The sequence below is a fragment of the Novosphingobium sp. Chol11 genome, from assembly GCF_900218065.1.
GTDB classification, from domain to species: Bacteria; Pseudomonadota; Alphaproteobacteria; order Sphingomonadales; family Sphingomonadaceae; genus Sphingobium; species Sphingobium agri.
In genome coordinates this window covers 1,390,650-1,415,877 of the sequence record NZ_OBMU01000001.1, presented here as the reverse complement: position 1 = coordinate 1,415,877, position 25,228 = coordinate 1,390,650, and the positions used below count along the sequence as shown (strand labels likewise).

The 25,228-nt window shown below is 60.0% G+C and carries 26 protein-coding genes; 13 read left to right on the top strand and 13 right to left on the bottom strand.

Going from position 1 to position 25,228, the window contains the following annotated elements:
* Positions 1-20: 20 nt before the first annotated feature.
* Both dnaG and NCHOL11_RS07030 read right to left on the bottom strand, forming a co-directional pair.
* Entirely contained in the window at positions 21-1,898 is a 1,878-nt protein-coding gene (gene dnaG, locus NCHOL11_RS07035) for a DNA primase (protein ID WP_097091667.1), read from the bottom strand.
* Between the two features lie 12 nt (positions 1,899-1,910).
* Complete coding sequence (locus NCHOL11_RS07030; protein WP_097091666.1) at positions 1,911-2,363, bottom strand: GatB/YqeY domain-containing protein; 453 nt, start codon at positions 2,361-2,363, stop codon at positions 1,911-1,913.
* Positions 2,364-2,518: 155 nt separating this feature from the next.
* On the opposite strand from NCHOL11_RS07030, the gene carA reads away from it, so the two are divergent.
* The 5 genes from carA to NCHOL11_RS07005 all read left to right on the top strand — a co-directional run bounded on the left by carA (position 2,519) and on the right by NCHOL11_RS07005 (position 8,667).
* A complete protein-coding gene (gene carA / locus NCHOL11_RS07025) occupies positions 2,519-3,682 on the top strand; it encodes a glutamine-hydrolyzing carbamoyl-phosphate synthase small subunit (protein WP_097092791.1) in 1,164 nt (387 codons plus the stop codon).
* Complete coding sequence (locus NCHOL11_RS07020) at positions 3,679-4,047, top strand: ribonuclease E inhibitor RraB (protein ID WP_097091665.1); 369 nt, start codon at positions 3,679-3,681, stop codon at positions 4,045-4,047. Before carA ends, NCHOL11_RS07020 begins: the two co-directional genes overlap by 4 nt.
* A 59-nt stretch (positions 4,048-4,106) precedes the next feature.
* Complete coding sequence (carB, locus tag NCHOL11_RS07015; RefSeq protein WP_097091664.1) at positions 4,107-7,442, top strand: carbamoyl-phosphate synthase large subunit; 3,336 nt, start codon at positions 4,107-4,109, stop codon at positions 7,440-7,442.
* Between the two features lie 80 nt (positions 7,443-7,522).
* Positions 7,523-7,999, top strand: coding sequence for a transcription elongation factor GreA (gene greA / locus NCHOL11_RS07010; protein WP_097091663.1), 477 nt, complete (start codon positions 7,523-7,525; stop codon positions 7,997-7,999).
* A 26-nt stretch (positions 8,000-8,025) separates the two neighbouring features.
* Positions 8,026-8,667, top strand: coding sequence for a rhomboid family intramembrane serine protease (locus NCHOL11_RS07005; protein WP_097091662.1), 642 nt, complete (start codon positions 8,026-8,028; stop codon positions 8,665-8,667).
* Positions 8,668-8,671: 4 nt separating this feature from the next.
* Here NCHOL11_RS07005 and NCHOL11_RS07000 read toward each other — a convergent pair whose 3' ends face one another.
* From NCHOL11_RS07000 to NCHOL11_RS06980, 5 genes are all read right to left on the bottom strand, one after another.
* Positions 8,672-8,893: a DUF4170 domain-containing protein gene (locus tag NCHOL11_RS07000; RefSeq protein ID WP_097091661.1), complete on the bottom strand. Its 222-nt coding sequence runs from the start codon at positions 8,891-8,893 to the stop codon at positions 8,672-8,674.
* A 102-nt stretch (positions 8,894-8,995) separates the two neighbouring features.
* Positions 8,996-9,583 carry a DUF883 family protein gene (locus tag NCHOL11_RS06995; RefSeq protein ID WP_097091660.1) on the bottom strand — a complete coding sequence of 196 codons (588 nt, stop codon included), beginning with the start codon at positions 9,581-9,583 and terminating at the stop codon, positions 8,996-8,998.
* Entirely contained in the window at positions 9,576-9,899 is a 324-nt protein-coding gene (locus tag NCHOL11_RS06990; RefSeq protein ID WP_097091659.1) for a hypothetical protein, read from the bottom strand. The genes NCHOL11_RS06995 and NCHOL11_RS06990 overlap by 8 nt, the downstream gene beginning before the upstream one ends.
* The gene (locus tag NCHOL11_RS06985; RefSeq protein ID WP_141397821.1) at positions 9,896-10,276 is read right to left on the bottom strand and encodes a phage holin family protein; all 381 of its coding nucleotides are present in this window, start codon (positions 10,274-10,276) and stop codon (positions 9,896-9,898) included. The genes NCHOL11_RS06990 and NCHOL11_RS06985 overlap by 4 nt, the downstream gene beginning before the upstream one ends.
* Positions 10,277-10,329: 53 nt before the next feature.
* Positions 10,330-10,920: a hypothetical protein gene (locus tag NCHOL11_RS06980; RefSeq protein WP_097091658.1), complete on the bottom strand. Its 591-nt coding sequence runs from the start codon at positions 10,918-10,920 to the stop codon at positions 10,330-10,332.
* Positions 10,921-11,127: 207 nt separating this feature from the next.
* Here NCHOL11_RS06980 and eno point away from each other — a divergent pair, with 207 nt between their 5' ends.
* The 4 genes from eno to NCHOL11_RS06960 all read left to right on the top strand — a co-directional run bounded on the left by eno (position 11,128) and on the right by NCHOL11_RS06960 (position 15,359).
* Positions 11,128-12,402, top strand: a complete 1,275-nt coding sequence (eno, locus tag NCHOL11_RS06975; RefSeq protein WP_097091657.1) for a phosphopyruvate hydratase — start codon at positions 11,128-11,130, stop codon at positions 12,400-12,402.
* A gap of 76 nt (positions 12,403-12,478) precedes the next feature.
* On the top strand, positions 12,479-12,790 hold the full coding sequence (locus NCHOL11_RS06970; RefSeq protein WP_097091656.1) for an FtsB family cell division protein: 312 nt from the start codon (positions 12,479-12,481) through the stop codon (positions 12,788-12,790).
* Between the two features lie 110 nt (positions 12,791-12,900).
* Positions 12,901-13,974: a pyruvate dehydrogenase (acetyl-transferring) E1 component subunit alpha gene (pdhA, locus tag NCHOL11_RS06965; protein ID WP_097091655.1), complete on the top strand. Its 1,074-nt coding sequence runs from the start codon at positions 12,901-12,903 to the stop codon at positions 13,972-13,974.
* Positions 13,974-15,359 (top strand): pyruvate dehydrogenase complex E1 component subunit beta, encoded by a 1,386-nt coding sequence (locus tag NCHOL11_RS06960; RefSeq protein ID WP_097092789.1) that lies wholly within the window; start codon positions 13,974-13,976, stop codon positions 15,357-15,359. Before pdhA ends, NCHOL11_RS06960 begins: the two co-directional genes overlap by 1 nt.
* A gap of 45 nt (positions 15,360-15,404) precedes the next feature.
* Here NCHOL11_RS06960 and NCHOL11_RS06955 read toward each other — a convergent pair whose 3' ends face one another.
* From NCHOL11_RS06955 to NCHOL11_RS06945, 3 genes are read right to left on the bottom strand one after another with little or no spacing between them, the layout of a single operon-like run.
* Entirely contained in the window at positions 15,405-16,085 is a 681-nt protein-coding gene (locus NCHOL11_RS06955) for a TadE/TadG family type IV pilus assembly protein (protein WP_141397820.1), read from the bottom strand.
* A gap of 10 nt (positions 16,086-16,095) precedes the next feature.
* On the bottom strand, positions 16,096-16,704 hold the full coding sequence (locus NCHOL11_RS06950) for a TadE/TadG family type IV pilus assembly protein (RefSeq protein ID WP_097091653.1): 609 nt from the start codon (positions 16,702-16,704) through the stop codon (positions 16,096-16,098).
* A gap of 8 nt (positions 16,705-16,712) precedes the next feature.
* Complete coding sequence (locus tag NCHOL11_RS06945; RefSeq protein WP_097091652.1) at positions 16,713-18,731, bottom strand: TadE/TadG family type IV pilus assembly protein; 2,019 nt, start codon at positions 18,729-18,731, stop codon at positions 16,713-16,715.
* 164 nt (positions 18,732-18,895) lie between these two features.
* Here NCHOL11_RS06945 and NCHOL11_RS06940 point away from each other — a divergent pair, with 164 nt between their 5' ends.
* Positions 18,896-19,510, top strand: a complete 615-nt coding sequence (locus NCHOL11_RS06940; RefSeq protein WP_097091651.1) for a hypothetical protein — start codon at positions 18,896-18,898, stop codon at positions 19,508-19,510.
* A gap of 12 nt (positions 19,511-19,522) precedes the next feature.
* The gene (locus NCHOL11_RS06935; protein WP_097091650.1) at positions 19,523-19,987 is read left to right on the top strand and encodes an EF-hand domain-containing protein; all 465 of its coding nucleotides are present in this window, start codon (positions 19,523-19,525) and stop codon (positions 19,985-19,987) included.
* 11 nt (positions 19,988-19,998) lie between these two features.
* On the opposite strand, the gene trmFO is transcribed toward NCHOL11_RS06935, so the two are convergent.
* A complete protein-coding gene (gene trmFO, locus NCHOL11_RS06930) occupies positions 19,999-21,363 on the bottom strand; it encodes a methylenetetrahydrofolate--tRNA-(uracil(54)-C(5))-methyltransferase (FADH(2)-oxidizing) TrmFO (RefSeq protein WP_255254735.1) in 1,365 nt (454 codons plus the stop codon).
* Positions 21,364-21,413: 50 nt separating this feature from the next.
* On the opposite strand from trmFO, the gene NCHOL11_RS06925 reads away from it, so the two are divergent.
* Positions 21,414-21,830: a VOC family protein gene (locus NCHOL11_RS06925; protein WP_097091649.1), complete on the top strand. Its 417-nt coding sequence runs from the start codon at positions 21,414-21,416 to the stop codon at positions 21,828-21,830.
* A 39-nt stretch (positions 21,831-21,869) separates the two neighbouring features.
* On the opposite strand, the gene leuA is transcribed toward NCHOL11_RS06925, so the two are convergent.
* A complete protein-coding gene (leuA, locus tag NCHOL11_RS06920; RefSeq protein ID WP_097091648.1) occupies positions 21,870-23,540 on the bottom strand; it encodes a 2-isopropylmalate synthase in 1,671 nt (556 codons plus the stop codon).
* Between the two features lie 266 nt (positions 23,541-23,806).
* Between leuA and NCHOL11_RS06915 the strand changes: the two genes are divergently transcribed.
* Positions 23,807-24,370: a DUF1993 domain-containing protein gene (locus NCHOL11_RS06915; RefSeq protein WP_097092787.1), complete on the top strand. Its 564-nt coding sequence runs from the start codon at positions 23,807-23,809 to the stop codon at positions 24,368-24,370.
* A 77-nt stretch (positions 24,371-24,447) separates the two neighbouring features.
* Here NCHOL11_RS06915 and NCHOL11_RS06910 read toward each other — a convergent pair whose 3' ends face one another.
* The gene (locus tag NCHOL11_RS06910; RefSeq protein WP_097092786.1) at positions 24,448-25,071 is read right to left on the bottom strand and encodes a YceI family protein; all 624 of its coding nucleotides are present in this window, start codon (positions 25,069-25,071) and stop codon (positions 24,448-24,450) included.
* Positions 25,072-25,228 lie beyond the last annotated feature (157 nt).

The window sequence follows — 25,228 nt, the reverse complement described above, 5'->3', positions numbered from 1 at the left end:
TCCCGCCCGGGGACGATCTATCAAACAATATCTTCGGACTGCGCCAGTTCCGCCAGGCGCTGGTCATGATCCATTTTCAACCGTTGGATCCGCTGCTGCTCGGCAAAGGTTTCCTCGTTGAGGTCTTCCTTCGCCCGCCTCGTGGCTTCCGCCAGCGCCGTCTCCAACTCCGGTCCTTGCGCCATCACCCGAATAGCTTCCTCCAGGTCGCGCGAAACGCGACCGGGATCGGTCTTCATCCTGCTGGGGGTGAATGTGAACGTGTCGGCCCGGAGCATCCCCTTCGCCATATTATACACTTCACCTTGGCCCAATATGGTAAGGAGGCCCTCTGTTTCAACTGTTTCTTGCCGGAACGATGCGGCAATCATTGCGCGCATCAGTTCGCCCAGTGCCGAATCGCCGATATGCAGCGCGGAAAGCATCTCCCGGTGCAGCACGATTTGCTCGGGGTGCCGCAGCAAACTCGCCAGAACCGCGCGCAGCAGCCGCTGCTCCATGCCGCTGACGCCGATAGCCCGCGCTTCGTTCCCGACCGGGGGCAGGGGAGGCTTCCAGTTCCCGCGCCGATCGCGCTGCCATCCTTGCCGCGTACCTGTCCCGCGCTGATGCCGGGGTGCGCCAGCCTGCGCCGCCCGCGCGAAGAACAGCGCGTCGTAACGCTCGCGGAATATCTGCACATAATGCGCCCGCACGTCCGGATGCGCGATCGCGTCGGTGATCGCCCGCAGCCGTTGCTTCAGCGCCGCCCGCTGCTCCGGCGTATCAAGGGGGGCCGCCTTTTGCTCATAAGCCCATAGCCGCTCCACCAGCGGTTCCGCCGCATCCAGCACCCGCTCGATCGCGCCCGGTCCCTCCGCCCGGATCAGATCGTCCGGGTCCTGCCCTGACGGCAGCGTAGCAAAGGCCAGGCTCATCCCCGGCCTCAACAGTGGCAAAGCCCGCGTCGCCGCCCGGATGGCCGCCTTCTGCCCCGCCGCATCGCCATCGAAGCAAAGCAGCGGCACATCGACCATCTTCCACAGCCGCTCGATCTGATGCTCCGTCAGCGCCGTGCCCAGCGGCGCCACCGCCTCGCCAAAGCCCGCCTGCGCGAGCGCGATCACGTCCATATAGCCTTCGACCACGATCACCCGCCCGCTTTGGCGGCTCGCCGGAGAAGCGCGGTCAATATTGTAGAGCGTCCGTCCCTTGTCGAAGAGCGGCGTGTCCGGCGAGTTCAGATATTTGGGTTCACCCGCACCCAAAATTCGCCCGCCAAAGGCAATCACCCGCCCGCGAATGTCCCGGATCGGCAGCATCAGCCGCCCCCGGAACCGGTCGTAAGAGTCGCGCTCACCATCCGGATCGATCAGCAACCCCGCCTCGATCAGCATAGGCTCGGCAAACTCGTTCAGCGCGCCCTTCAGCTTGCCCTTCGAATCCGCCGAAAAGCCAAAACCAAAAGCCCGCCGCGTCGCCTCGCTAATCCCGCGCCGTTTCAGATATTCCCGAGCCTCGGCCCCTTCGATCCCGCCAAGCTGCTCCTCGAACAAAGCCTGCGCCGCCGCCATGACGTCATGCAGCCCCTTTGCCTGCTCGGCCCGCTTCGCCGCGCGAGGGTCGGGCGCAGGCACATCCATGCCCGCCGCCGCTGCCAACTCCTTCACCGCCTCCATGAAGGGCAGGCCGCGCTGATCCGTCATCCACCGGATCGCGTCCCCATGCGCCCCACAGCCAAAGCAGTGGTAAAAGCCTTTCTCATCATTGATGGTGAAGCTCGGCGTCTTCTCATTATGAAAAGGACAGCACGCCTTATATTCGCGCCCAGCCTTCTGCACCTTCACCGTCCGCCCGATCAGCGTCGACAGCGAAGTCCGCATGCGCAGTTCGTCAAGGAAGGCGGGGGAGAGGCTCATGGCCTCTAAATGTCAGCTAAGCGCCGCCTTCACCAGCCCACTGGCCTTGCTCATGTCGATCACCGCCCCATGCCGCTCCTTCAGGACGGCCATGACCTTCCCCATATCCTTGACGCTGGCCGCGCCCACTTCCGCCTTGATCCCTTCGATCGCGGCGCGCGTCTCATCCTCGCTCAGTTGCTGCGGCAGAAAGCTCTCGATCACGGCCAGCTCGGCCTGCTCCTTCGCCGCCAGCTCATCGCGCCCGCCATTCTTGAACATCTCGATCGATTCGCGCCGCTGCTTCACCATCTTCTGCAGCACCTCGACGACCACCGTATCGTCATCCGGCACGCTCGAAGCCGTCCGCAGCTCGATATCCCGATCCTTCAGCTTCGCCAGGATCAAACGCACAGCGGCCAGGCGTTCCTTGTCCCCCGCCTTCATGGCTTCGACCTGGGCGCTCTTAACCTGCTCGCGAATCATGGCGATACGAATCCTGTTCTGCTGGAAAACACCAGATATAACGCCAAAAGAGATTTTTTACAGTGGTTGACCGCGGGGCCTCACAAGCATAGGTGACCGGCCGTTTAACCCGCTGCAGACGGGTTCCCGCAAAAAGCATGAAGGACGCTAAGACCATGGCTGATGCCAAGACCCTCACCGTGCCCAAAGGAGCGACAGGGGTATTGGTTTTCGCCGATGGCAGCGCGGTGTTTGGCCGCGGCTTCGGCGCTGTCGGCGAAGCGGTGGGCGAACTCTGCTTCAACACCGCCATGACCGGCTATCAGGAAGTGATGACCGACCCCAGCTATGCCGGGCAGATCGTCACCTTCACCTTCCCGCATATCGGCAACGTCGGCACGAACCTGGATGACGTCGAAGCGGACAACCCCTTCGCATTAGGCTGCGTCGTGCGGCAGGATGTGACGGAGCCCAGCAATTTCCGCAACGTCGAACCCTTCGACCAGTGGATGCGCGAAAATGGCCGCATCGGCCTCTCCGGCGTAGACACCCGCGCACTCACCCGCATGATCCGCCTGAAGGGCGCGCCCAACGTCGTCATCGCCCATGACCTGGAAGGTAATTTCGACCTCGCCGCCCTCGCGGAGAAGGCCGCCAACTGGCCCGGCCTCGAAGGCATGGACCTCGCCATCGAAGTCTCAGGGAAAGAAAGCCGCCTCTGGAAAGACGGCGTGTGGAAACTTGGGCATGGCTACGGCAAGGATGAGGCGGCAGACGATCGCCCCCATGTCGTCGCCATCGACTATGGCGCGAAGAACAACATCTTTCGCAACCTGGTAAAGGCCGGCGCCCGCGTCACCGTTCTCCCCGCCACCGCCACTTATGAGCAGGTGATGGAGCAAAAGCCCGACGGCGTCTTCCTCTCGAACGGCCCCGGCGATCCGGCCGCGACCGGCGAATATGCCGTGCCCGTCATCAAGAAGGTGCTGGAAGCCGACAAGCCGGTCTTCGGCATCTGCCTCGGCCACCAGATGCTGGCGCTCGCCGCTGGTGCCAAGACGGTCAAGATGCACCAGGGCCATCGTGGCGCGAACCACCCCGTCAAGCGCCTTCAGGATGGGCTGGTCGAGATCACCTCGATGAACCACGGCTTCGCGGTGGACAGCGACACGCTGCCCGCGAACGTAAAGCCGACTCATGTGTCGCTCTTCGACGGCAGCAATTGCGGTATCGAATTGACCGACAAGAGGGCCTTTTCGGTCCAGTATCACCCCGAAGCTTCGCCCGGCCCGCAGGACAGCTTCTACCTGTTCCAGCGCTTCGTTGAGGGGCTTAAGTGAGCCAAAACCTGCCCCCGGTTGACGAAGCCCGCCTCGCGGCAGAGTGGGAGGCGGATAGGCAAGTCCTCGCCAATCTCGCCGCGAATGGCGACGTGGCGCGTTTGTCGCGTCCGGTCGATGTGAGCTTCAAGGGCAGCGAAAAGGATTTCGAGCGTGTTCTCACCATCGCCAGCCAGTTCGGCTTTGTCGAACTCGACCGCGAAGAGGATGAGGATGGCGACCTGTTCCTCTTCCTCGAATGCGAGCAGCCGGTCGATGAACAATCGATCCGCGCCCTGACCAAGAAATGCCTCCAGATCGAAATCCTCTGCGGCGTCGAATATGACGGCTGGGGTTGCGGGGCCCGGACCGGACAGGTTCATTGACCGCCATTTTGCCCATCGTGCGCGCCAGCGCTATCCACCGTTAAACCAGAGGCCGAATAATGCCCAAGCGCACCGACATCTCCTCCATCCTCATCATCGGCGCTGGCCCGATCATCATCGGCCAGGCTTGCGAGTTCGACTATTCGGGCACGCAGGCGGTGAAGGCGCTCAAGGAAGAGGGCTATCGCATCATCCTGGTGAATTCCAACCCGGCCACCATCATGACCGACCCGGAATTTGCCGACGCGACCTATGTCGAGCCGATCACGCCCGAAATCGTGGCGAAGATCATCGAGAAGGAACGGCCCGACGCGGTGCTGCCAACCATGGGCGGCCAGACGGCGCTCAACACCGCGCTCGCTCTCTTTAATGACGGCACGCTGGACAAGTTCGGCGTCAAGATGATCGGCGCCGACGCGCAAGCCATCGACAAGGCCGAGGATCGCCTGAAATTCCGCGACGCCATGGACAAGATCGGTCTGGAATCCGCCCGCTCGCGCATTGCCCACACGATGGAAGAGGCGATGGAGGCGCTGGAATTCACTGGCCTGCCGTCCATCATTCGCCCCAGCTTCACGCTCGGCGGCACCGGCGGCGGCGTTGCCTATAACAAGGAAGAGTTCAAGCGGATCGTCGCCGAAGGTCTCGACGCGTCGCCCACGACCGAAGTGCTGATCGAGGAATCGCTTCTCGGTTGGAAAGAATATGAGATGGAGGTTGTCCGCGACCGCAACGACAACGCCATCATCATCTGCTCGATCGAAAATGTCGATCCGATGGGCGTCCACACGGGTGACTCCATCACTGTTGCGCCCGCGCTTACGCTGACCGACAAGGAATATCAGATCATGCGCAACGCGAGCATCGCGGTGTTGCGTGAAATTGGTGTGGAAACAGGTGGTTCCAACGTCCAGTTCGCGGTCAATCCGAAGGACGGCCGCCTGATCGTCATCGAAATGAACCCGCGCGTCAGCCGCTCTTCGGCGCTCGCGTCGAAGGCAACCGGCTTCCCGATCGCCAAGGTCGCGGCGAAGCTCGCTGTCGGCTATACGCTCGATGAGATCGAGAACGACATTACCGGTGCGACCCCGGCTTCGTTCGAACCGACCATCGACTATGTCGTAACCAAGATCCCGCGCTTCGCCTTCGAAAAGTTCAAGGGCAGCGAGCCGCTGCTCGGCACCGCCATGAAGTCGGTGGGTGAGGTGATGGCGATCGGCCGCAACATCCATGAATCGATGCAGAAGGCGCTGCGCGGCCTCGAAACCGGCCTCTGCGGCTTCGACGAGGTGGCGCATCTGGTAGGCGCGCCCAAGGACGACATCGTCGCCGCTCTCGCGCAGCCGACGCCCGACCGTCTGCTGGTCGCTGCCCAGGCCCTCCGCGAAGGGCTCAGCGTCGCCGAAATCCACAGCATCGCCAAGTTCGATCCCTGGTTCCTGGAGCGGATCAAGGAAATCATCGACGCAGAAGCGGAAGTGCTGGCAAACGGCCTGCCGCAGGATGCGGACGGCATGCGCCGCCTGAAGGCGATGGGCTTTTCCGACCAGCGTCTTGCTCATCTGGCGCTCAAGTCCGCCAATCTGCGCGGCATGGAACGCGGCATCGCGCGCGGTTCGGGCCTGATCCACGAAGCGGTCAAGGCCATGACCGGCGGCGTCACCGAAGCGGAAGTGCGGAGCCTCCGCCACAAGCTCGGCGTGCGTCCCGTCTTCAAGCGCATCGACACTTGCGCCGCCGAGTTCGAGGCCAAGACGCCCTACATGTACTCGACCTATGAAGCGCCGCTGTTCGGTGAGGCGGAGAATGAGGCGCAGCCCAGCGATCGTAAGAAGGTCGTAATCCTTGGCGGCGGTCCAAACCGGATCGGGCAGGGGATCGAGTTCGATTATTGCTGCGTCCACGCCTGCTTTGCGCTGGCGGATGCGGGCTATGAGACGATCATGGTCAACTGCAACCCGGAAACCGTGTCGACCGACTATGACACATCCGACCGTCTCTATTTCGAGCCGCTGACGGCCGAGGATGTGCTCGAAATCATGAGCGTCGAGATGTCGAACGGCACGCTTGCGGGCGTCATCGTCCAGTTCGGCGGCCAGACTCCGCTCAAGCTGGCGCAGGCTCTGGAGGACGCAGGGGTTCCCATCCTCGGCACCTCGCCGGACGCCATTGACCTTGCCGAAGACCGCGAGCGTTTCGCCGCCCTCATCGACAAGCTGAAATTGAAGCAGCCCGCCAACGGCATCGCCCGCAGCCGCGAGGAGGCGATCGCGGTCGCCAACCGCATCGGCTACCCGGTCCTGATGCGCCCGTCTTACGTCCTTGGCGGCCGCGCCATGGAAATTGTCGATGGTCAGGCGCAGCTTGAGGAATATATCGCCACCGCCGTCCAGGTGTCGGGCGACTCCCCGGTGCTGATCGACCAATATCTGCGCGACGCGACCGAAGTGGACGTCGACGCGCTCTGCGACGGCGAAGATGTGGTGGTCGCGGGCGTCCTCCAGCATATCGAGGAAGCGGGCGTCCATTCGGGCGATTCCGCCTGTTCGTTGCCGCCTTATAGCCTTTCCAGCGACGTTATCGCTGAAATTGAGCGTCAAACCGACGTTCTCGCGCGCGCTTTGTCGGTCCGCGGCCTCATGAACATACAATATGCCGTAAAGGACAACATTGTTTACCTAATTGAGGTAAACCCCCGCGCCAGCCGCACCGTCCCCTTCGTCGCCAAGGCCATCGGCACCCCCATTGCCAAGATCGCCAGCCGAGTAATGGCCGGAGAGAAGCTCAACGCCCTCCCGAAAATCGACCGCAATTCTATAAATCATATTGCAGTTAAGGAAGCCGTCTTCCCCTTCGCCCGTTTCCCCGGCGTTGATCCGGTCCTCTCGCCTGAAATGAAGAGCACCGGCGAAGTCATGGGCATCGACAGCAATTTCGCGACCGCCTTCGCCAAGGCCCAGCTCGGCGCGGGCACCGTTCTCCCAAAGAGCGGCACGGCTTTCGTGTCGGTGAAGGACAGCGACAAACCCGTTATCCTGCCCGCCGTGCAGAAGCTCTCAAACCTGGGCTTCACCATCGTCGCTACCGGCGGCACGGCGCGCTATCTGGAAGAGCAGGGCATCGCCGTTCAGCCGGTCAACAAGGTGGCGGAGGGCCGTCCGCATATCGTCGACAAAATCACCGATGGCGACATCGACCTGATCTTCAACACGACCGAAGGCTGGCAGTCCCTGAAGGACAGCAAGGCGATCCGCACCAGCGCTCTCCGCGCCAAGGTAGCAAGCTTCACCACGGCCGCAGCAAGCCTCGCGGCAGCGGATGCGATCGAGGCGCTTCGGGGCCATGCCCTTGAAGTGCGATCGCTCCAGTCCTATTATCCCATGTCGCAAGCCTGATCCCCTGCACAAGGAAGCACGCTGCGGGTGGCTCCGAGTTGGAGCCGCCAAAGGGAAGTTTTGACGAAGGATTTGCAAGAATGGCGACCGTCGAGAAGATGCCGATGCTGCAGATGGGCTATGACAAGCTCAATGAGCAGCTCCGCGAACTGAAGGCCGAACGGCCTTTGATCGTGGACGCCATCGAGGAAGCTCGCGCGCATGGCGATTTGTCCGAAAACGCCGAATATCACGCGGCGAAGGAGCGGCAGGGTCAGGTCGAAGCGACGATCGCGGACCTAGAGGACAAGCTGTCGCGTGCCCAGATCATCGATCCCAAGACGCTGTCCGGGGACAAGGTCGTGTTCGGTGCCACCGTGACGCTGCTTGATGAGGACGACAAGCCGGTCAAATATCAGATCGTCGGCCAGGCGGAGGCAGACGCAAAGCTTGGCATGATCAGCTATAACAGCCCGCTTGGCCGCGCGCTCATCAGCCGCCAGGTCGGCGAAGAGGTTGAAGTGTCGGTTCCCTCCGGCGACAAATTCTACCTCATCGACAAGATCGAATTCATCTAAAGCCAGTGAAGCTGCCATCTGGCCGTATGACTGATGGGATCGCGGCGATAACGTTCGCCGCGTTTCTGTTGCTGCTGTTCACAGGTCAGGTAGACACGGCCGCCATCCTTGGGGGATTTATTCCCGCTCGCATCGGTGATCCTCAGCTTCTTGCAGGCGCGGATGCGGTGCCCGCTTGGCTGACGCCACTCAGTTGCACTCTGATACATGCCGGTTGGCTGCACATCGGTTTCAATTTGCTGATGCTGGTCTTTTGCGGGCGCCAGGTTGAGCAGGTGTTGCAAAAGAGAGCGGTGCTGATCCTCTATGTTGCAGGAGCCTATGGCGCGGCTTTGCTGCAATGGGTCTTCGGTCCTGCTTCTCCCAACCCTATGGTAGGTGCAAGCGGCGCCATATCGGCAATTCTCGCGACCTATGCGCTGCTCTACGGCCAGCGCGCTGTTCGGCGCATCGGTCCATTTTCCGCCAATTTCCTGCGCATCATGTGGCTCGCCGCAGGCTGGATCATTCTCCAGCTGATGATTGGCCTAGCGTCCGCGCGTGGCGGATTGGGCGATCTGGGACAGATCGCGATCGCCGCTCATATCGGGGGGTTCCTCGCAGGCCTCGTTCTGACGCGGCCCTTGCTCCTCTGGCGATTTCGCAAGGGCCCCAAGCCTCTGGTTTGAACGCTCAGGCCTGCGGCAGTTCCGGTTCGAGCAGCCGGTGCAGGTGAACGATCACATAACGCATCTCTGCGTCATCCACCGTGCGCTGCGCGGCGCCACGCCATGCATTTTCAGCCGATGCATAATCCGGGAAGACTCCAACTACGTCGATCGAGCCCAAATCTTCAAATTCCAGCGTCTGAGGATCTTTGACGCGCCCGCCCATAACGAGGTGGAGTTTGCTCATGATGTTTCGTGTCTCCCAAGGAAGGAGCGGCACTTTAGCAACGGCGCCACTCCTGTCCAAGGTTTCGTCACATAGGTCGGCGTGCTTTCTAGGGCCAGGCAATTACCGTTTCGGCAAGCGCGCCTTCAATGCGTCGCTGACCGCATCGATCTTGCTGGTAACCAGCGCCACGAAGTCATCGGCCACCCGAGATGCCGTGCCGCTGATGTCGGCTGAAGCAGCCGCATCGCGAGCCGATGCGGCGGTCTTGCTCGCGCTGTCTTGCGCGCTGTGAAGCGCTTCGCTCGCACTCGATTTGATGTTCTCCGCACCTTGTGCAGCTGCTGCGCTCGCAGCAAGAGCTGCTTCCACGACACGGCTTCCCGCCGTAACAGCAAGGCCCGGAAGCGCCTTCATGACCGTGCGGCTCTTCGGGAACATCCATGCGACGATTGCCCCGGCGGCTACCGCGCCAGCGACCGCCGCAACAGGATGTTCCTGAACGATCTCGTTTGCACGAACTGCGACGCGTTGAGTCCGGTCGCGCACGTCGCTGTAGGCGTCGCCAGCGCGATCGCGGCCGGTCTGGATCAACTCCGCAGCATTGTCTCTCGCTTTTCCTGTTGTGTCACGAAACTTGTCAGTCGCCGTTCCGGCAATGTCGTTCGCTGCGTCGCGCACGCGCGCGATCTGAGCTTGAATGTCAGCCATCGTCAGTCTCCGCTCTCTCCGGGTTACGATTAGTAATCCGAACGTATGTCCGTTTGAAAAGTGCCGAAATGGGGCGGCGGAAGAGGTAAATCAGAATAGCAGTGGCAGTCGCTCCAACTGCAACCGGCTGCTGCTTCACTTTGCCGGTGACATAAGCGCGTCCATTGTGGATGCCGCTTGCAGCCTTCTCCTTGATATCCCGCTTCAGCCGGCCAGGTTTCACGCGTTCCTTCGCCGCTGAAACGCTGGCCAGGAACCGCATCTTCTTCTGCTCGGCTCTCGCGGTGGCCAGGCGGTATTGTTCAGTTCCATTCATGGCTTGATGGCCCTCCGCATTCGCGAAATCCGGGCTTTGGCAAGCAGCAGCAGCAGGAGCGTCAAGAGCAAGGTTGATCCCAGCACTACCACTGCCGCCCAGCCGGCGCCGAGCCGGGGGCTCAACGTCAGAACCATCCCCACCAGAAAGGCGATCAGCCCTGCAAAGCTGAGCATGAAACCGGCTACCGCGAAGATCGTGGCGTCGCGTATGCCAGCCCCCGCGATGCCCGCCCGCAGCTTTTGCCGCTCGATTTCCGCGTCGGCATAAGCGCGCCCGTCGGTGTATAATTTGGTGAAAGCCGCGCGGACGCTGTCCTGCTGCTGCTCATATTCGGCGTCGGGAGGCGCGGCTACCAGGCTTGGTTCTTCAGTCAAAAGCCCCTCCGCCCCAGCGTCGGGGCTCTGGCGTGATTGTCGATATGCTATGCTCAAGCCTTGTCGTCAGACCCTTTGGCGAGCCGCATCAGCACAAAGCCGACGACTGCCGCCGCGCCGATCGCAACCGCAGGGCTCTTGCGCACGAAATCCTTGGCTTCGGCCATCAGCTGGTCGACGTCCTTGCTATCCAGCGTGTCGGCTGCCCCAGCCACCGCTTCGGCCGCCTGTCGGGCATAGTCGCCATATTGGGGGCCAAGCTTCGCATCGACGGTCCCGGCAGTGTCCGTGATCAGCTTCGCCAGGCTTTGCATAGCCGTGCCGGTCTTGTCCTTGGCAACGCCAGCTGCCGAGAGCGCAGTCTTCGTGGCCTGGTCTTTCAACGGGTCGATATGCGTTTTCCAATCCACGCTGTTAAGTTTGTCGGCTGCTGTACGAGCGGCCTTTTCCGCCTGCTCCTTCAGCGGTGCGATCTGCGCGGCCCAGCCATGGGACGCAGCGCCATTTCCCGGCTTCGTGGCCGCCGTTTTGATCGGCGCGGTCGGTGTCACTTCACGGGTCGCGACCGGTGCGCCCTTGGCCGGCTCAGCAGGTGCGGCCTTCTTCGTACGCTTGGTGGGCGGGGTTTCCGGGGTGTCGGCCATCGTCCTAGTCTCCTCAGATATTATGGGTCGCGTTGCGGGCGATCGGATATGCGTCCTCAATGCTCGCGGCGGCACACAGTTCCGTTGCCGTTACTAATTTGAGCATCGGCATTTTTCGAGTCCATGCAAGCCCCGCATTGCCAAGGTGGAAGGCGCTGGCTAAGCGGAGCGCGATTTCAGGCGCATTGCAGCATTCAGGGAGCGACCATGACCGCCATTCTCGATATCCACGCTCGTCAGATACTCGACAGCCGGGGCAATCCCACGGTCGAAGTCGATGTCATGCTGGAAGATGGCAGCTTCGGGCGCGCGGCGGTCCCCTCTGGCGCTTCGACGGGCGCCTATGAAGCGGTGGAAAAACGCGACGGCGACCAAAGCAAATATCTCGGCAAGGGCGTGCTGGCAGCGGTGGCTGCAGTCAATGACGAGATTGCCGAGCAGTTGATCGGCCTCGATGCGGAAGACCAGGCGGAAGTCGACGCAGCCATGATCGCGCTCGACGGAACTGAAAATAAGGGCCGCTTGGGCGCGAACGCGATCCTGGGCGTCAGCCTGGCTACCGCCAAGGCTGCTGCGGATGCCCGAGGCTTGCCGCTCTACCGTTATGCCGGCGGCGTATCGGCCCATGTCCTGCCGGTGCCGATGATGAACATCATCAACGGCGGCGAGCATGCCGACAATCCGATCGACTTCCAGGAATTCATGATCATGCCAGTCGGCGCGGAAAGCATCGCCGACGCGGTTCGCATCGGCGCGGAAATCTTCCACACGCTGAAGAAGGGGCTTCACGACAAAGGCCTTGCCACTTCGGTAGGCGACGAAGGTGGCTTTGCTCCCAACATCGCCTCGACGCGTGACGCGCTCGATTTCATCATGCTGTCGGTCGAGAAGGCCGGTTACAAGCCGGGTGATGACGTCGTCCTTGCCCTGGACTGCGCTGCGACGGAGTTCTTCAAGAACGGCAGATATGAAATTTCCGGCGAAGGCTTGTCGCTGAGCCCCGTCGAAATGGCGGATTATCTGGCAGCGCTCTGCGCTGACTATCCGATCAAGTCGATCGAAGACGGCATGAGCGAGGATGATTTCGAAGGCTGGAAGGCGCTGACCGACAAGATCGGCGGCAAGGTTCAGCTGGTCGGTGACGACCTCTTCGTGACCAATCCCAAGCGCCTGGAAATGGGTATCGGCAAGGGTCTTGCGAACTCGCTTCTGGTGAAGGTGAACCAGATCGGTTCGCTTACCGAAACCCTGGCAGCGGTCGATATGGCGCATCGCGCGCGCTACACCGCCGTCATGTCACACCGCTCCGGCGAAACCGAGGATGCCACGATCGCCGACCTCGCTGTTGCCACCAACTGTGGTCAGATCAAGACGGGATCGCTCGCCCGGTCGGACCGGCTCGCCAAATATAATCAGCTGATCCGCATCGAAGAGGAACTGGGCGACGTCGCGGTTTACGCCGGGCGCTCCATCTTTCGCTGACCTTTATTTCAACTACCGGCCGCAAGTTAACGAGTTTTTTCTTGCGGCCGGCTCCGGCCTGTGATTCAACTGTTCCATGGCGCACATCGCGAAGCTCCGCATGTTGTTATTTTCGGCGTTCGGGCCTGCTATCGCTGTCCTGCTGCTGCTTTTCTTTGCCGGATATGTCGTGCTTGGTTCAAACGGTGTTCTTGCCTGGGGCGATTACTCCCGGCAGCTTCATCGCGCCCAAGGCGAACTTCGATCTGTCGAAGCGCAGCGGCATGAGCTTCGCAACCGCGTCGACCTGCTCAACCCGCGCCGTGTAGATCCTGATCTTAGCGATGAATTGATCCGTCGGCAGCTCGGCGTGATCCATCATGACGAAGTGATCGTGCCGCTCAACTGAGTCGCGCCGCTTCAGGGCGTTATTAGGCGGGCTGCGGCGTTGCAATCCGGGCATGTCTGTCGCTATATCGGGCTTCCTTCCATCCATCACCAGGCAAAAGGATAAGAGCCTTGGCGAAACCAACGACGCCGCGTCCTTCGCGCGCAAAGGCAAAGGCGCAAAGCCCTGCCAGCGCGGATCACAACCGGCCTCGCCCCGAAACTCCTTCGGATTACAAGGCCACGAAGGAAGAGTTGCTGGAATTCTATCGGCAGATGGTCCTCATTCGCCGTTTCGAGGAAAAGGCAGGCCAACTCTATGGTCTCGGCCTGATTGGCGGTTTTTGCCACCTCTATATCGGTCAGGAAGCTGTCGCGGTGGGCATCCAATCCGCGCTTCAGCCTGGCAAAGACAGCGTTATCACCGGCTATCGCGATCATGGCCATATGCTCGCCTATGGGATTGATCCCAATGTCATCATGGCTGAATTGACGGGTCGGGAAGCTGGCATTTCCCGGGGCAAGGGCGGTTCGATGCACATGTTCAGCGTCGAACATAAATTCTTTGGCGGCCACGGCATCGTCGGCGCTCAGGTTTCGCTCGGCGCAGGCCTTGGCTTTGCGCATAAATATAATGGAGATGGCGGCGTCTGCGTCGCCTATTTCGGCGACGGCGCCGCCAACCAGGGCCAGGTCTACGAAAGCTTCAACATGGCCGAGCTATGGAAGCTGCCGATCATCTTCGTGATCGAGAACAACCAGTATGCCATGGGCACGAGCGTCAATCGCTCTTCGGCCGAAGATCAGCTCTATCGTCGCGGTGAGAGTTTCCGCATTCCGGGCATTCAGGTCAACGGCATGGATGTGCTGGCGGTCCGCGGCGCCACGGAGGAAGCACTTAAGTGGGTGCAGGGCGGCAATGGCCCGATCCTGCTCGAGATGAAAACCTATCGCTATCGCGGCCACTCCATGTCCGATCCTGCCAAGTACCGCTCGCGCGAGGAAGTGCAGGCGATGCGTGACAAGTCGGACCCGATCGAGGGCGTGAAGAAATATCTGGCCGATGCCGGCGTGAGTGAAGACGAACTCAAGAAGATCGATCAGGACATTCGGAAGGTCGTGAGCGAGGCGGCAGACTTCGCTGAAACCTCGCCCGAGCCGGACATGGCCGAACTCTATACCGACGTGCTGGTGGAGCAATATTGATGGGTATCGAAATCAAGATGCCGGCACTGTCCCCCACCATGGAGGAAGGCACGCTGGCCAAGTGGCTCGTCAAGGAAGGCGACGAAGTCCGTTCCGGCGACATTCTTGCCGAGATTGAAACGGACAAAGCGACGATGGAATTTGAAGCGGTCGATGAAGGAAAGATCGGCGCGATCGTCATTCCTGAAGGGACGGAAGGCGTGAAGGTAGGCACCGTCATCGCGACGATGGCCGGCGAGGGTGGCGATCGTGTCACAGCGGCACCCAAGGCTGAAGAAAGCGCCCCTCCGGCAAAACCGGAAGCGGCTCCCGAAGCCCCGAAAAAGGCTGAGAGCGGAACTTCCAAGCTCGCGTCGGAAGCAAAGGCCAGCGTTGCTGATCCCGACCTTCCCGAAGGCACGGAATATGTGAAGACCACCGTTCGCGAAGCGCTACGCGATGCCATGGCCGAAGAAATGCGCCGCGATGAGCGCGTGTTCGTCATGGGTGAGGAAGTCGCCGAATATCAGGGCGCATATAAAGTCACTCAGGGCCTTCTCGAGGAATTCGGCGACAGGCGCGTCATCGATACGCCGATCACGGAATATGGCTTTGCAGGCGTCGGCACCGGCGCAGCCATGGGCGGCCTGCGTCCCGTGATCGAGTTCATGACGTTCAACTTCGCCATGCAGGCGATCGACCACATCATCAACTCGGCGGCAAAGACCAACTACATGTCCGGCGGCCAGATGCGCTGTCCGATCGTGTTTCGCGGTCCCAACGGCGCCGCCAGCCGCGTAGCGGCGCAGCATAGTCAGAATTACGGTCCCTGGTACGCGTCAGTTCCCGGCCTGATCGTGATCGCCCCTTATGACGCTGCGGACGCCAAGGGGTTGCTGAAGGCGGCGATCCGCTCGGAGGACCCCGTGGTTTTCCTCGAAAATGAGTTGGTCTACGGGCGCAGCTTCGATGTGCCCAAGGTGGACGACTATGTCCTCCCCATCGGCAAGGCCCGCATCATGCGAGAGGGCAAGGATGTAACGCTGGTCAGCTATTCGATCGGCGTCGGAGTCGCGCTCGAAGCAGCCGAGCAACTTGCAGGAGAGAGCATCGAAGCGGAGGTCATCGACCTGCGCACCCTCCGGCCGCTCGACACGGCGACTGTGCTCGACAGCTTGAAAAAGACAAATCGCCTCGTAGTGGTCGAAGAAGGCTGGCCGGTCTGCTCAATCGCGTCGGAGATTGCCGCGGTCGTGATGGAAAAAGGTTTCGACGACCTTGATGCCCCGGTTCTGCGCGTGACGAATGAAGACGTACCGTTACCTTATGCTGCGAACCTGGAAAAAGCCGCGCTGATCGATGCCGCGCGCGTCGTCACTGCCGTTAAGAAAGTGTGTTATCGATAGAAACGGAAGGCGGGGGAGGGTGTTTTCATTCTCCCTGCGCAGTCTTCAAGTGCACATCGATTTCGTCACGTTTTCGGTGTTTTTTGGATCGCCAAGATCACGGCTGTCTCGGACATTGAATACCGAAAAATCAGTGATGTCTTTCAGCGGCAGGGAAATGATCGGCATCAGGCGTTTGTAAGTGTAGTTGACTTCGACAACCATCACCGCTGTGCCAGAGGCAGCCTTGATTTCCTGCCCAACTGGTCCCATCCCCGCGAAACTGTTTCCGGTTTCGCCCGTCTTTTCTGGTCCATAAGCAGAATGATAGGCATTTCCGCCGAAGCAGCGCTGCCATTGGATCATCTGACCGCCACTGCCGTTTTGCTGCAAACTCGAAAGGACGATCTTACCGTTCTGGCCGAGATTTAGTCCGGTCGCTTGTAAATCGGCGCCAATGAAGACATCGTTTATCTCGGCTTCGCTGACAGGCTTATTGTTGATCGCGCTTTGCGCGCCCATGCGCGAAGCATTATCGGCGACCATAGCCGCCAACTCGCCAACCCTTTTCACCGTCAACATATAGTTGAAAAGTTCAAATCCGGATGATGCCAAGATCAACAGGATCGGAAAACATAAGGCGAACTCCATCAAGGCGACGCCGCTTTGACATCGCATGGGAAGGCGGCCAAACTGTTTGCCGACACGGCGAAGCTTTGGGTCAGGAAATTTTAGAGCAATAGTCATTCTGACATCCTCAAGTGCACGTGCCGATCAAAGCTTCAGCTTGCTTGTCGAATGGCTGATTACGCAAAATTGTATTCTCGGTTATGCTCGCCTGCTGATTCCATCCAAGCAGGGAAGCCATCGGGAACAACCTATTGTAGTGCAGAGTGACAGAATAGATCGTTACATCCTTCGCACCACCCTGTCCCTCCACGCCTGAATCAGCATCCCTCACGCCATTGCGGTTGGCGTCATCAAAGCTTTCGTTATTATTGCAGATATTGTCGCTATTCGAATCCACGAATGCTTCGGCGCGGGTTTGCGCGCGCCCGTATGATTTGAACGACAGCCTGTTAAAGCTGAATGTTCCGCCCCCAACGAGGCTTTTCACCGCGGTCTCCACCTTAGCGTCGAGCAGCGTACGGTTCGTGTCGGTTGCAGTCTCAAGCGCTGACGCACGCCCTGCTGCCTGAACTTCACCGCTTAAGATCGATCGAGCGTAAAGATAATAGCCTGTGTCGAACAGGAACATAAGCATAAGCACGAGCACGGGCGCGACGATCGCGAACTCGATCACCGTCGCGCCATGAGCGTTCGCCGCCAAAGACTTGATGCGGCGTTTTCGATCTTGCTCCGCCATCCAACAGCTCACTGTGTCACTCGCAACTGAGCGATTTGGGAAGCAATCTTTGAGAAGGTCTCATTTAACTGACTTGAATCGTCAGCCTGATAAGCACGGCCAGGCGATGCACAACTGGTTAATGTGGACGTAAGATCCGTACCAAAGGCGATAACCCAGACGGTGATCCCTTTACCTTTCGCAACCGTGCAGTATTTCTGGAGCCGGTCTTCGACAATGCTGTCTTGTGTCACGTCGTCCGGTAAAGAGGCGGTCGCAGTTCGACGGCGATCAAGCGCGGAGAGGCCGTAGGCATCATAATCTTGGATGTGCGTTTCGGTCGCGCCATCGGTCATGAAGATGATGTTCCGTGCGATATTATAGCCATTAGAGGCAGTTCTGTTTTCGTTAGAAAAAATTCCCTCGGCCGACGTCAGGCGTAGGCCCCACAAAAAGCCGATATCGTGGTAGGTGTCGCCTATCGTCTTGAGGCCATTTAGGTAGTTTGACAGGACTGTGAGAGTGAGACCGTTTTCCTTCGACATCAACTTCCGTGCTGGACTTGGGCACGCCGCTCGGTCGTTGGGATAGCTCGACATATTGACATAGGAAGCGGTGGTATTGAGTGTTGCGGCATAATTCCAGGCCCAGGTCGACGGGTCGGTGGTGCTGCCGTAATTGCTGACATTGCGGGCATAAACAAGCCGTGGCAACCACGGGCGCCATTGCGTATCAGGATTGCCCGGATTGGGCACGGAATCGACATCCATGTCGTAAGCAGTACCGACTTCATTGGGACGCAGCGTTTTGCGCTCTTCAATGCATGCCGAGTTGGCGTTCCACGTGACGGTCTGGGGCGCACCGGCAGTAGCCGTTGAAGGTTGGCCGGCGGCAGGGCTTGCTGGATTATTGATATAAGCCGTGATGGTGCCGCCAGCGGGAGGCTTTAGTGTGCTCACATCATAAGTTACTGGCTGGTAGTTCCAGTAGTTGTTAGTTGTATATTGTGGCGTACCCCCATTGGGATTTACTTCATAAGTTTCAGTGCGGGTTTGCGCGACATTGTTGTATGTTTTTTGTGTGATCTTGCACGTGCCGTTGCTTTGTGAGGCGGCGGAATAGCTGCTACCGTTCAATGTCCGGTAGTTGGTTCTCGATCGTGGTACATCTGAACCGTTTGGGCTCCACGCCGAGGGGGGCGATCCGCTTGTAACTAGCGTGTTCGCCGGCGCCACGCAGTTTTCGGGATCGCCCACCAAGATCGTGGTCGTAAAAGTGTCGGGTGTCCAGTTTGTGTACACAGTTCGATTAGTACTCCCTGTGCCGGTCTGAACTGTGTTCTGACTTACGAAAACCCGCGATTGATATATGGCTGTGTTCGCCAGCCATTCACTTTTCAGCAACATGCCGACATTCACCGTGTTAGAATAGGGAACGAAGCCATATCGAACTTGTGTTCCGGTGACCTTTGCTGCTTCTAGAACATCGTAGAAATCGATTACCGCCTGCCGCAGTGCAGTAATCCGGTTGGCACTATCGCCTGGATTGGTTTTCGTCATCGAGCCAGTCGTATCAAGGACGAACATGATGTCGGTATTCGGAAGTTGAAGATCGGCCGTGCACGTAACGGCTATCGTCCTGGCAGGCATGTTGAATAGCGACATGAGAGTCATCGGGACGACGGCGGACGCATTCCCTGTTACAGCTCCCGTGTTGCTCGCGGAATAAGCTACCCCGGCAGAGTTGGTGCCATATTTATTGGCTGGAAAATTGATTTTGAAAAAGTTGTCCGCGATATCCTTTGTGTTCCCACTACCTGTGGTCGTCCAAGTGAGTCCAGTCATCGCGCGCCGCCCAGCCAGCGCGCCAGCGTCGCACGCTTGCTGCAGGCGCGTCTTAGTGATGTACAAGCGGCTGATATCCACGCCCCCACCGATCATCGCGGCGAGAGGAAAAATCGCAGCAGCCACGATCGCCAGCGTATTGCCAGCCTGATTGTGGTAAAGCCGCATTAAAATGAACAGCGCGCGCTTGATCCTGTCGCTCATATTTGCTCTCATCCGTGCCCATCCCGCCCCCGTAAAACCAGGGTGACGCACTGCTGATATGATGCAGTTGGCAGGATCAATATCCGCGAACTGATTAAGATAGCGATAATTCGATGGCTGCAGATATATGACCCATGAATGATCAAGTCGGCGATCGGCCCACAATGTTAGCGGCCTTACTTAGCGCTTATGCTGGTCGCGAAATTTCCCGCCATCGTCTGCTCTGGACTTTGGATGCGCGTCTCGCCCGGGTGGCGGCCACCACGACCGAAGCGATGATTGGCCAACTGCGATTGGCATGGTGGCAGGAAGCTTTGAGTGATACCGCAGACGTCATGGGTAGGGGCGACCCTCTCGTTGACGCCTTGCGCGCTGCTGGCGAGGCTCCTCCGGCGGGCTTGACGTCCTGGCTCGACGGTTGGGAGGCGATCATAGCTGATGCTGACCTTGAAACCTACGCAACCGGAAGAGGAGGGGGGCTGTTCCACTCTCTTGCAGGCGAAACCAAGGTGCCTGCGTGGTTGCAGCAGGCGGGTGCGGTCTGGGCGCTTTGGGATTTCACGGGTCATGTGAAGGACCCGGAACTTGGAACCCAGGCACTCGATATTGCGCGGAATATGCTTCTGACCGGAGATCGAGTGTGGCCTGCCGCATGGCGGCCGATGAGGATAGCATATGAATTGGCTCGTACGGACATTGTGCGAGGGAAGGCTGCGCCTAACCGATTGACACCACGCCTCTATTTCCGGCTATTGCGGACTGCACTTGGCGTGCGTTGAGGGGGAATTTTCGTGGCACGTATAATGGCGGGCGCTGCGGCGGCGTTGCTGCTGGTGGCGGGGGGACTTTTTTGGTGGCAAGGGCGCGCAACCACTCGGCCAGTCCCCGAAGCCGTGATGGCGCCACCACCTCCTCCCGCATTGGAAGCATTGCCGGAAGGGGATCCCAATGCCGTGGGCAAAGCGCCCCCTTCGCCGGGAGAGGCGAGCCCGCAGAGTCGGGAGCAGAAGCGTTTTGCCCGTTATGACCGCAACCGGGACGGCTTTATCACTCGCGTCGAGATGCTGGGCAGCCGGGTCAAGGCGTTCAAAGCGCTCGACAAGGACAAGGATAACCTGCTTTCCTTCGAGGAATGGGCCGTCGCCACGTCAGATCGCTTTGCCGGAGCGGATGCGAATGCGGACGGCAAGCTGACGCCAGCAGAGTTCGCGACGACGGCGCCCAAGCGGAAGGCGCCAACAAAATGCCGATGCTGATCGGCGCGGCGTCAGTTCATCTCAAACGCGTCGACCCATTGCGATAAGGACGATCGCGCGCGGGCGGTATAAGCCTCCTTGCGCTGCTTCTTCTTCACGTCCTCAAGCGGCGGGAACAGGCCGAAATTCACGTTCATCGGCTGATAATCGGCCGTCGCGAGATTGCCGGTGACATGCCCCAGCAGCGCGCCGAGCGCCGTGTCGGCAGGCGGCGGTGTGATGCGCTGGTTCAATAACTCAGCGGCAGCGAAGCGTCCGGCAAGCAGCCCGATCGCGGCGCTTTCGACATAGCCTTCACACCCGGTCATCTGTCCGGCAAACCGGATGTGCGGCGCACTTTTCAGTCGCAGGGTCGCGTCGAGCAGCTTGGGGCTCTGGATGAAAGTATTGCGGTGTAGACCTCCAAGCCGAGCGAATTCAGCCTTTTCCAGCCCCGGAATTGTGCGGAACAATTCAACCTGGGCACCATGTTTGAGCTTCGTCTGAAAGCCCACCATGTTCCACAACGTGCCGGACGCGTTGTCCTGCCGCAGCTGAACGACAGCATAGGGCCAGCGGCCTGTCCGCGGATCATCCAACCCCATTGGCTTCATCGGGCCGTGCCGCAAGGTCTCCGGGCCACGGGACGCCATTACCTCGATAGGCATGCAGCCTTCGAAATAGGGCGTGTTCGTCTCCCACTCCTTGAACTCGGTTTTTTCCCCGTCAAGCAGTCCCTGGACGAAGGCCTGATATTGATCCTTGTTCATCGGGCAGTTGATATAGTCCTTGCCCTCTCCACCGCCGGGGCCGATCTTGTCCCAGCGGTTCGCCATCCAGCATTTATCCATGTCGATGCTGTCAAAATGCACCACTGGCGCAATCGCATCGAAAAAGGCGAGATGATCCATGCCTGCGGCCTCGCCGATACTGGCGGCCAGCGTCGGGGCGGTGAGCGGCCCTGTCGCGACTATCGTCATGCCCTCGATTGGCAGCTTGTCGATCCGTTCACGCACGATTTCGACATTGGGATGGTTGGCAAGCGCGCGCGTCACGCCTTCGGAAAAGACATGCCTGTCGACGGCCAGAGCCGACCCGGCGGGGACCTTCGCGGGCTCCGCCTGCGCCATGATGAGGGAGCCAAGCCGCCGCATTTCCTGATGCAACAGGCCTACCGCATTCTTGTCCGCATCGTCGGAACGGAAGCTGTTGGAGCAGACCAGCTCCGCAAGGCCATCGGTCTGATGCGCCGGGGTCATGTCGCCAGTGCCTCGCATTTCGGACAGGCGCACCTTCACGCCCGCCTGCGCCAGTTGCCAGGCCGCTTCCGACCCCGCCAATCCGCCGCCGATAATATGTACCTGGTGGCCCGTCGCTTCGCCCATTTTCCCGTCCATGCGTTGATGCACGGCCTGTAGGTCAATCAGCAGCAAAAGGAGAGCGTAAAATGATCGATCATGTCGGTATCGCGGTCAGTGACGCTGGACGATCCCGCGAGTTTTACGATCAACTTCTTGGGGCGATAGGCTTGCGGCATTTGATGGCCATCCCGGCTGCGGACAATCCGAGCGGCGGCGAGGCGCACGGCTACGGCCGGGACGATGATCCCTTCTTCTGGATCGGCGACAACGAAGCGGTGGGGGAGGGTACGCATATCGCGTTCCGCGTCGAAAACCGGGCGCAGGTGCACGCCTTCCACGCAGCGGGGCTCAGGGCCGGCGGGCGAGATCATGGCGGCCCCGGCCTCAGGCCCCATTATGGCCCGAGCTATTATGCGGCTTTCATCCTCGATCCAGACGGCATCAATGTGGAAGCCGTATGTCATGCTGAGGTCGATCTCAGCGCGCCCGGCGAACTGTCCTAGGACAGGCAGCGTTTATCAGCTGCTGCCTGCCCTTGTGTATCAGTACGCAGCCACGCTGTTCGCGGCGGAAAGCACCGCCTGAACCGATGCGGTCGCGACGTCGGTATCGGTGCCGATCCCGAATATCGTGCGGCCATCCGGCGTGCGGCATTCGACATAGGCAGCCGCGGCAACGTCCGTTCCCGCGCCGATCGCATGTTCGCTGTAATCTGCGACCTCCAGATCGACGCCCAGATCGTCACGCAGAGCCGCCAGCACCGAAGAGATCAGGCCGTTCCCGCGCCCGGAAATGGACCGTTCGCCGCCTTTGTGCGCGATCTTGCCGGTGAAGATGCGGTCGCCCGCATGGCCGGTCTCATTATAGTCGATCAGCCTGTAGGGCTGGTCGCCAGAGAGGCGGTAATGATCCTCGAACGCGGTCCAGATGTCGGACGCGTTCAGTTCGCGGCTGCTCTGGTCGGCCAGCGCTTGCACGACCTTCGAGAAATCCGCCTGCATGCGCTTGGGCAGCTTCAGTCCCTTGTCCTGCTGCAGCACCCAGGCGACGCCGCCTTTGCCGGACTGCGAATTGACGCGGATCACGGCCTCATAGTCGCGGCCCAGATCCTTGGGATCGATCGGCAGATAGGGCACGTCCCAAATCTGGTCGTTGCGCGTTTCCTGAACGGCAAAGCCCTTCTTGATCGCGTCCTGATGCGAGCCGGAAAAGGCCGTGAAGACCAGTTCGCCCGCATAGGGGTGACGCGGGTGGACCGGCAGCTGATTGCAATATTCGACCGTCTGGATGACCTCATCGATGTCGGAGAAGTCCAGCCCCGGATTGACACCCTGCGTGTACATGTTGAGCGCGACCGTCACCAAGTCGCAATTGCCGGTCCGCTCGCCATTGCCGAACAGACAGCCTTCGACACGGTCCGCGCCCGCCATCAGGCCCAGCTCGGCCGCAGCGACGCCGGTTCCCCGGTCATTATGGGTGTGGAGCGAAATGACGACGCTGTCGCGCTTTGAAATGTTTCGGCACATCCATTCGATCTGGTCGGCATAGATGTTGGGCGTCGCGGCCTCTACCGTCGCGGGCAAGTTCAGGATCAGCGGGCGCTCAGGCGTCGGCTGCAGGATCTCCATCACCGCTTCACAACATTCCAGGCTGAAATCCAGCTCGGCCGTCGAAAAGGTTTCGGGCGAATATTCGAAATGCCAATCTGTGTCCGGTTGCTTGGCGGCATTGTCACGCAGCAGCTTGGCCGCGTTGATCGCGATTTCCTTGATCTGCGGACGGTCCATCTGGAATACGATGTTGCGCCACGCCGGAGAGACGGCGTTATAGACGTGAACGATCGCCTTCTTCGCACCGGTCAAGGATTCAAAGGTGGTCGCGATCAGGTCTTCGCGGGCCTGCGTCAGAACCTGCGGGAACACATCGTCCGGGATAGCGCCTTCGCGGACCAGGCCGGAAATGAAGTCGAACTCGGTCGCGCCCGCGCTGGGGAAACCGACCTCGATCTCCTTGACGCCGACCTTGATCAGAAGGTCGAAGAAGCGGCGCTTCTTCTCCGCGTTCATGGGGTCGATCAGCGACTGGTTGCCGTCGCGCATGTCGGTCGACAGCCAGCGCGGCGGTGAGGTGATGACGGCGCTGGGCCACTGGCGGTTGGGCAGATCCACCTGAGGGAAGGGGCGGTATTTCTGCGAAGGGTCGGTCAGCATCATGGGAAGCTACTTCTTTATGCAAACGGGCGGCGCGATGCGGGCCCGGTGAAACGACTATCTGCTTGATTATGCCCTTAGGCGTATCGCTGCGTCATTCAAGCGAAGAGCAGCACAAAAACCACGCCTAAGGGCGTGTAAGTCGTAGCAGGGGAAGAAGCGCGCGCTGCATGATGGGTCGGCCTTAACCCTTTTCGATGGCGCTCGTCCAGCTTTTGTTGTCGTATGAGATCGGGTTAACACGCCTCGAATGCAATCAAGGTATCGCCATGTCACTCAACAGCTTACTCGTTCCTACCTATAAACAGATGCTTGCCACTCTGTCCGCTTGGCTTTCCAAGGCCCAGGAGCAGATGGGGGAGGAGGCGGAACGGCTGCTGTCGGCCAAGCTGGCGTCCGACATGTTTCCATTGTCCACGCAAGTCCGCTTTGCCTGCGTGCAGGCACGGGAAGGGGTCTGCCGCCTTATGGGCGAGCAGTTTCCTCCATCGCTACAAGCTCTGTTGGACGAAGGCCGCAATGCCGGGGACAACCCTGGTTCGATCGCGGATGCAAAGGCGAGGATCGATGAGACGATCGCGCTCATTGAAGCTTTGCCGGCAGGGGCCCTTGACGGCGATGAGCAGAGGCCGATCGAACATGCCCTGCCGATAGGGCTGACCTTCGACCTGACTGCGGAGCAATATGCCCGCGACTGGGCCCTGCCTCAATTCTATTTCCACCTGATGATTGCCTATGCGATCCTGCGCAATCAGGGCGTCGATATTGGCAAAGCGGATTATGTCACGCACATGTTCGCTTATGCGCGGCCAGGTACGCTGCCAACGAATTGAAACCCGGCGACAATACCCGCACCTCTCGGCAAGCGATCGGGGTGGCGAGTGTGGCAGCTCGACACCCCGACCAGCTACTATTTCTGAAACGCTGCGACGATCTTCAGTTCGACGCTGTCGCCGACCATGGGGACGCCATACCCCATGTTGAAATCACTGCGCTTGACGGTGGTCGTCGCCACGAAGCCGACATTTTCCTTACCGCCAGCCATGGCTGGGGCTTTGCCCGCCCCGTAAAAGTCGGCGTTTAGCGTCACCGGCTTTGTCACGCCCTTGATGGTAAGATTGCCGGTGATCTCGGCACTGGTGGTGCCGTCCGGCTTCACGCTTGTCGAAACGAAGGTCGCTTTTGGAAATTTAGCGGCGTCGAAAAAGTCCGCCTTCATCAAATGCTCGTCCAACGCGGCCACGCCCGTGCGCAGATTGGCGATGGGCACGTCGATCGACACCTTCGACGCCGCGACATTTTTCGGATCTAGCGTCAGCGTACCGGTCGGCTGCGCGATCAGACCGAAATTGTTCGAAAAGCCCATATGGTCATAGGCGAACGCCACCTGAGTGTGGCCTGGATCAACCTGATAGGTGCCTCCGCTGACGCGAGACGGGTCTTTGGCGCCAGGGGCGGGGGGCATCTGCTGGGCGATGAGGGCCGTGCCGGTCAGGGCGGTCAGTGCAACGGCTGAAATCACGAACTTGCGCATGGACAGATCTCCAGAAGCGTTCAAGGGACGCGCTACCATAGCGGCGTCCCTTGATTGTTCCAGAGCCGTAATCGGAAACGGAGCGTTACCGATATGAATTCCGCGCTGTCTGCTTCTTCCTTCATTCCAGCGCAGGCCGAAATCTCTAAGATAGCTC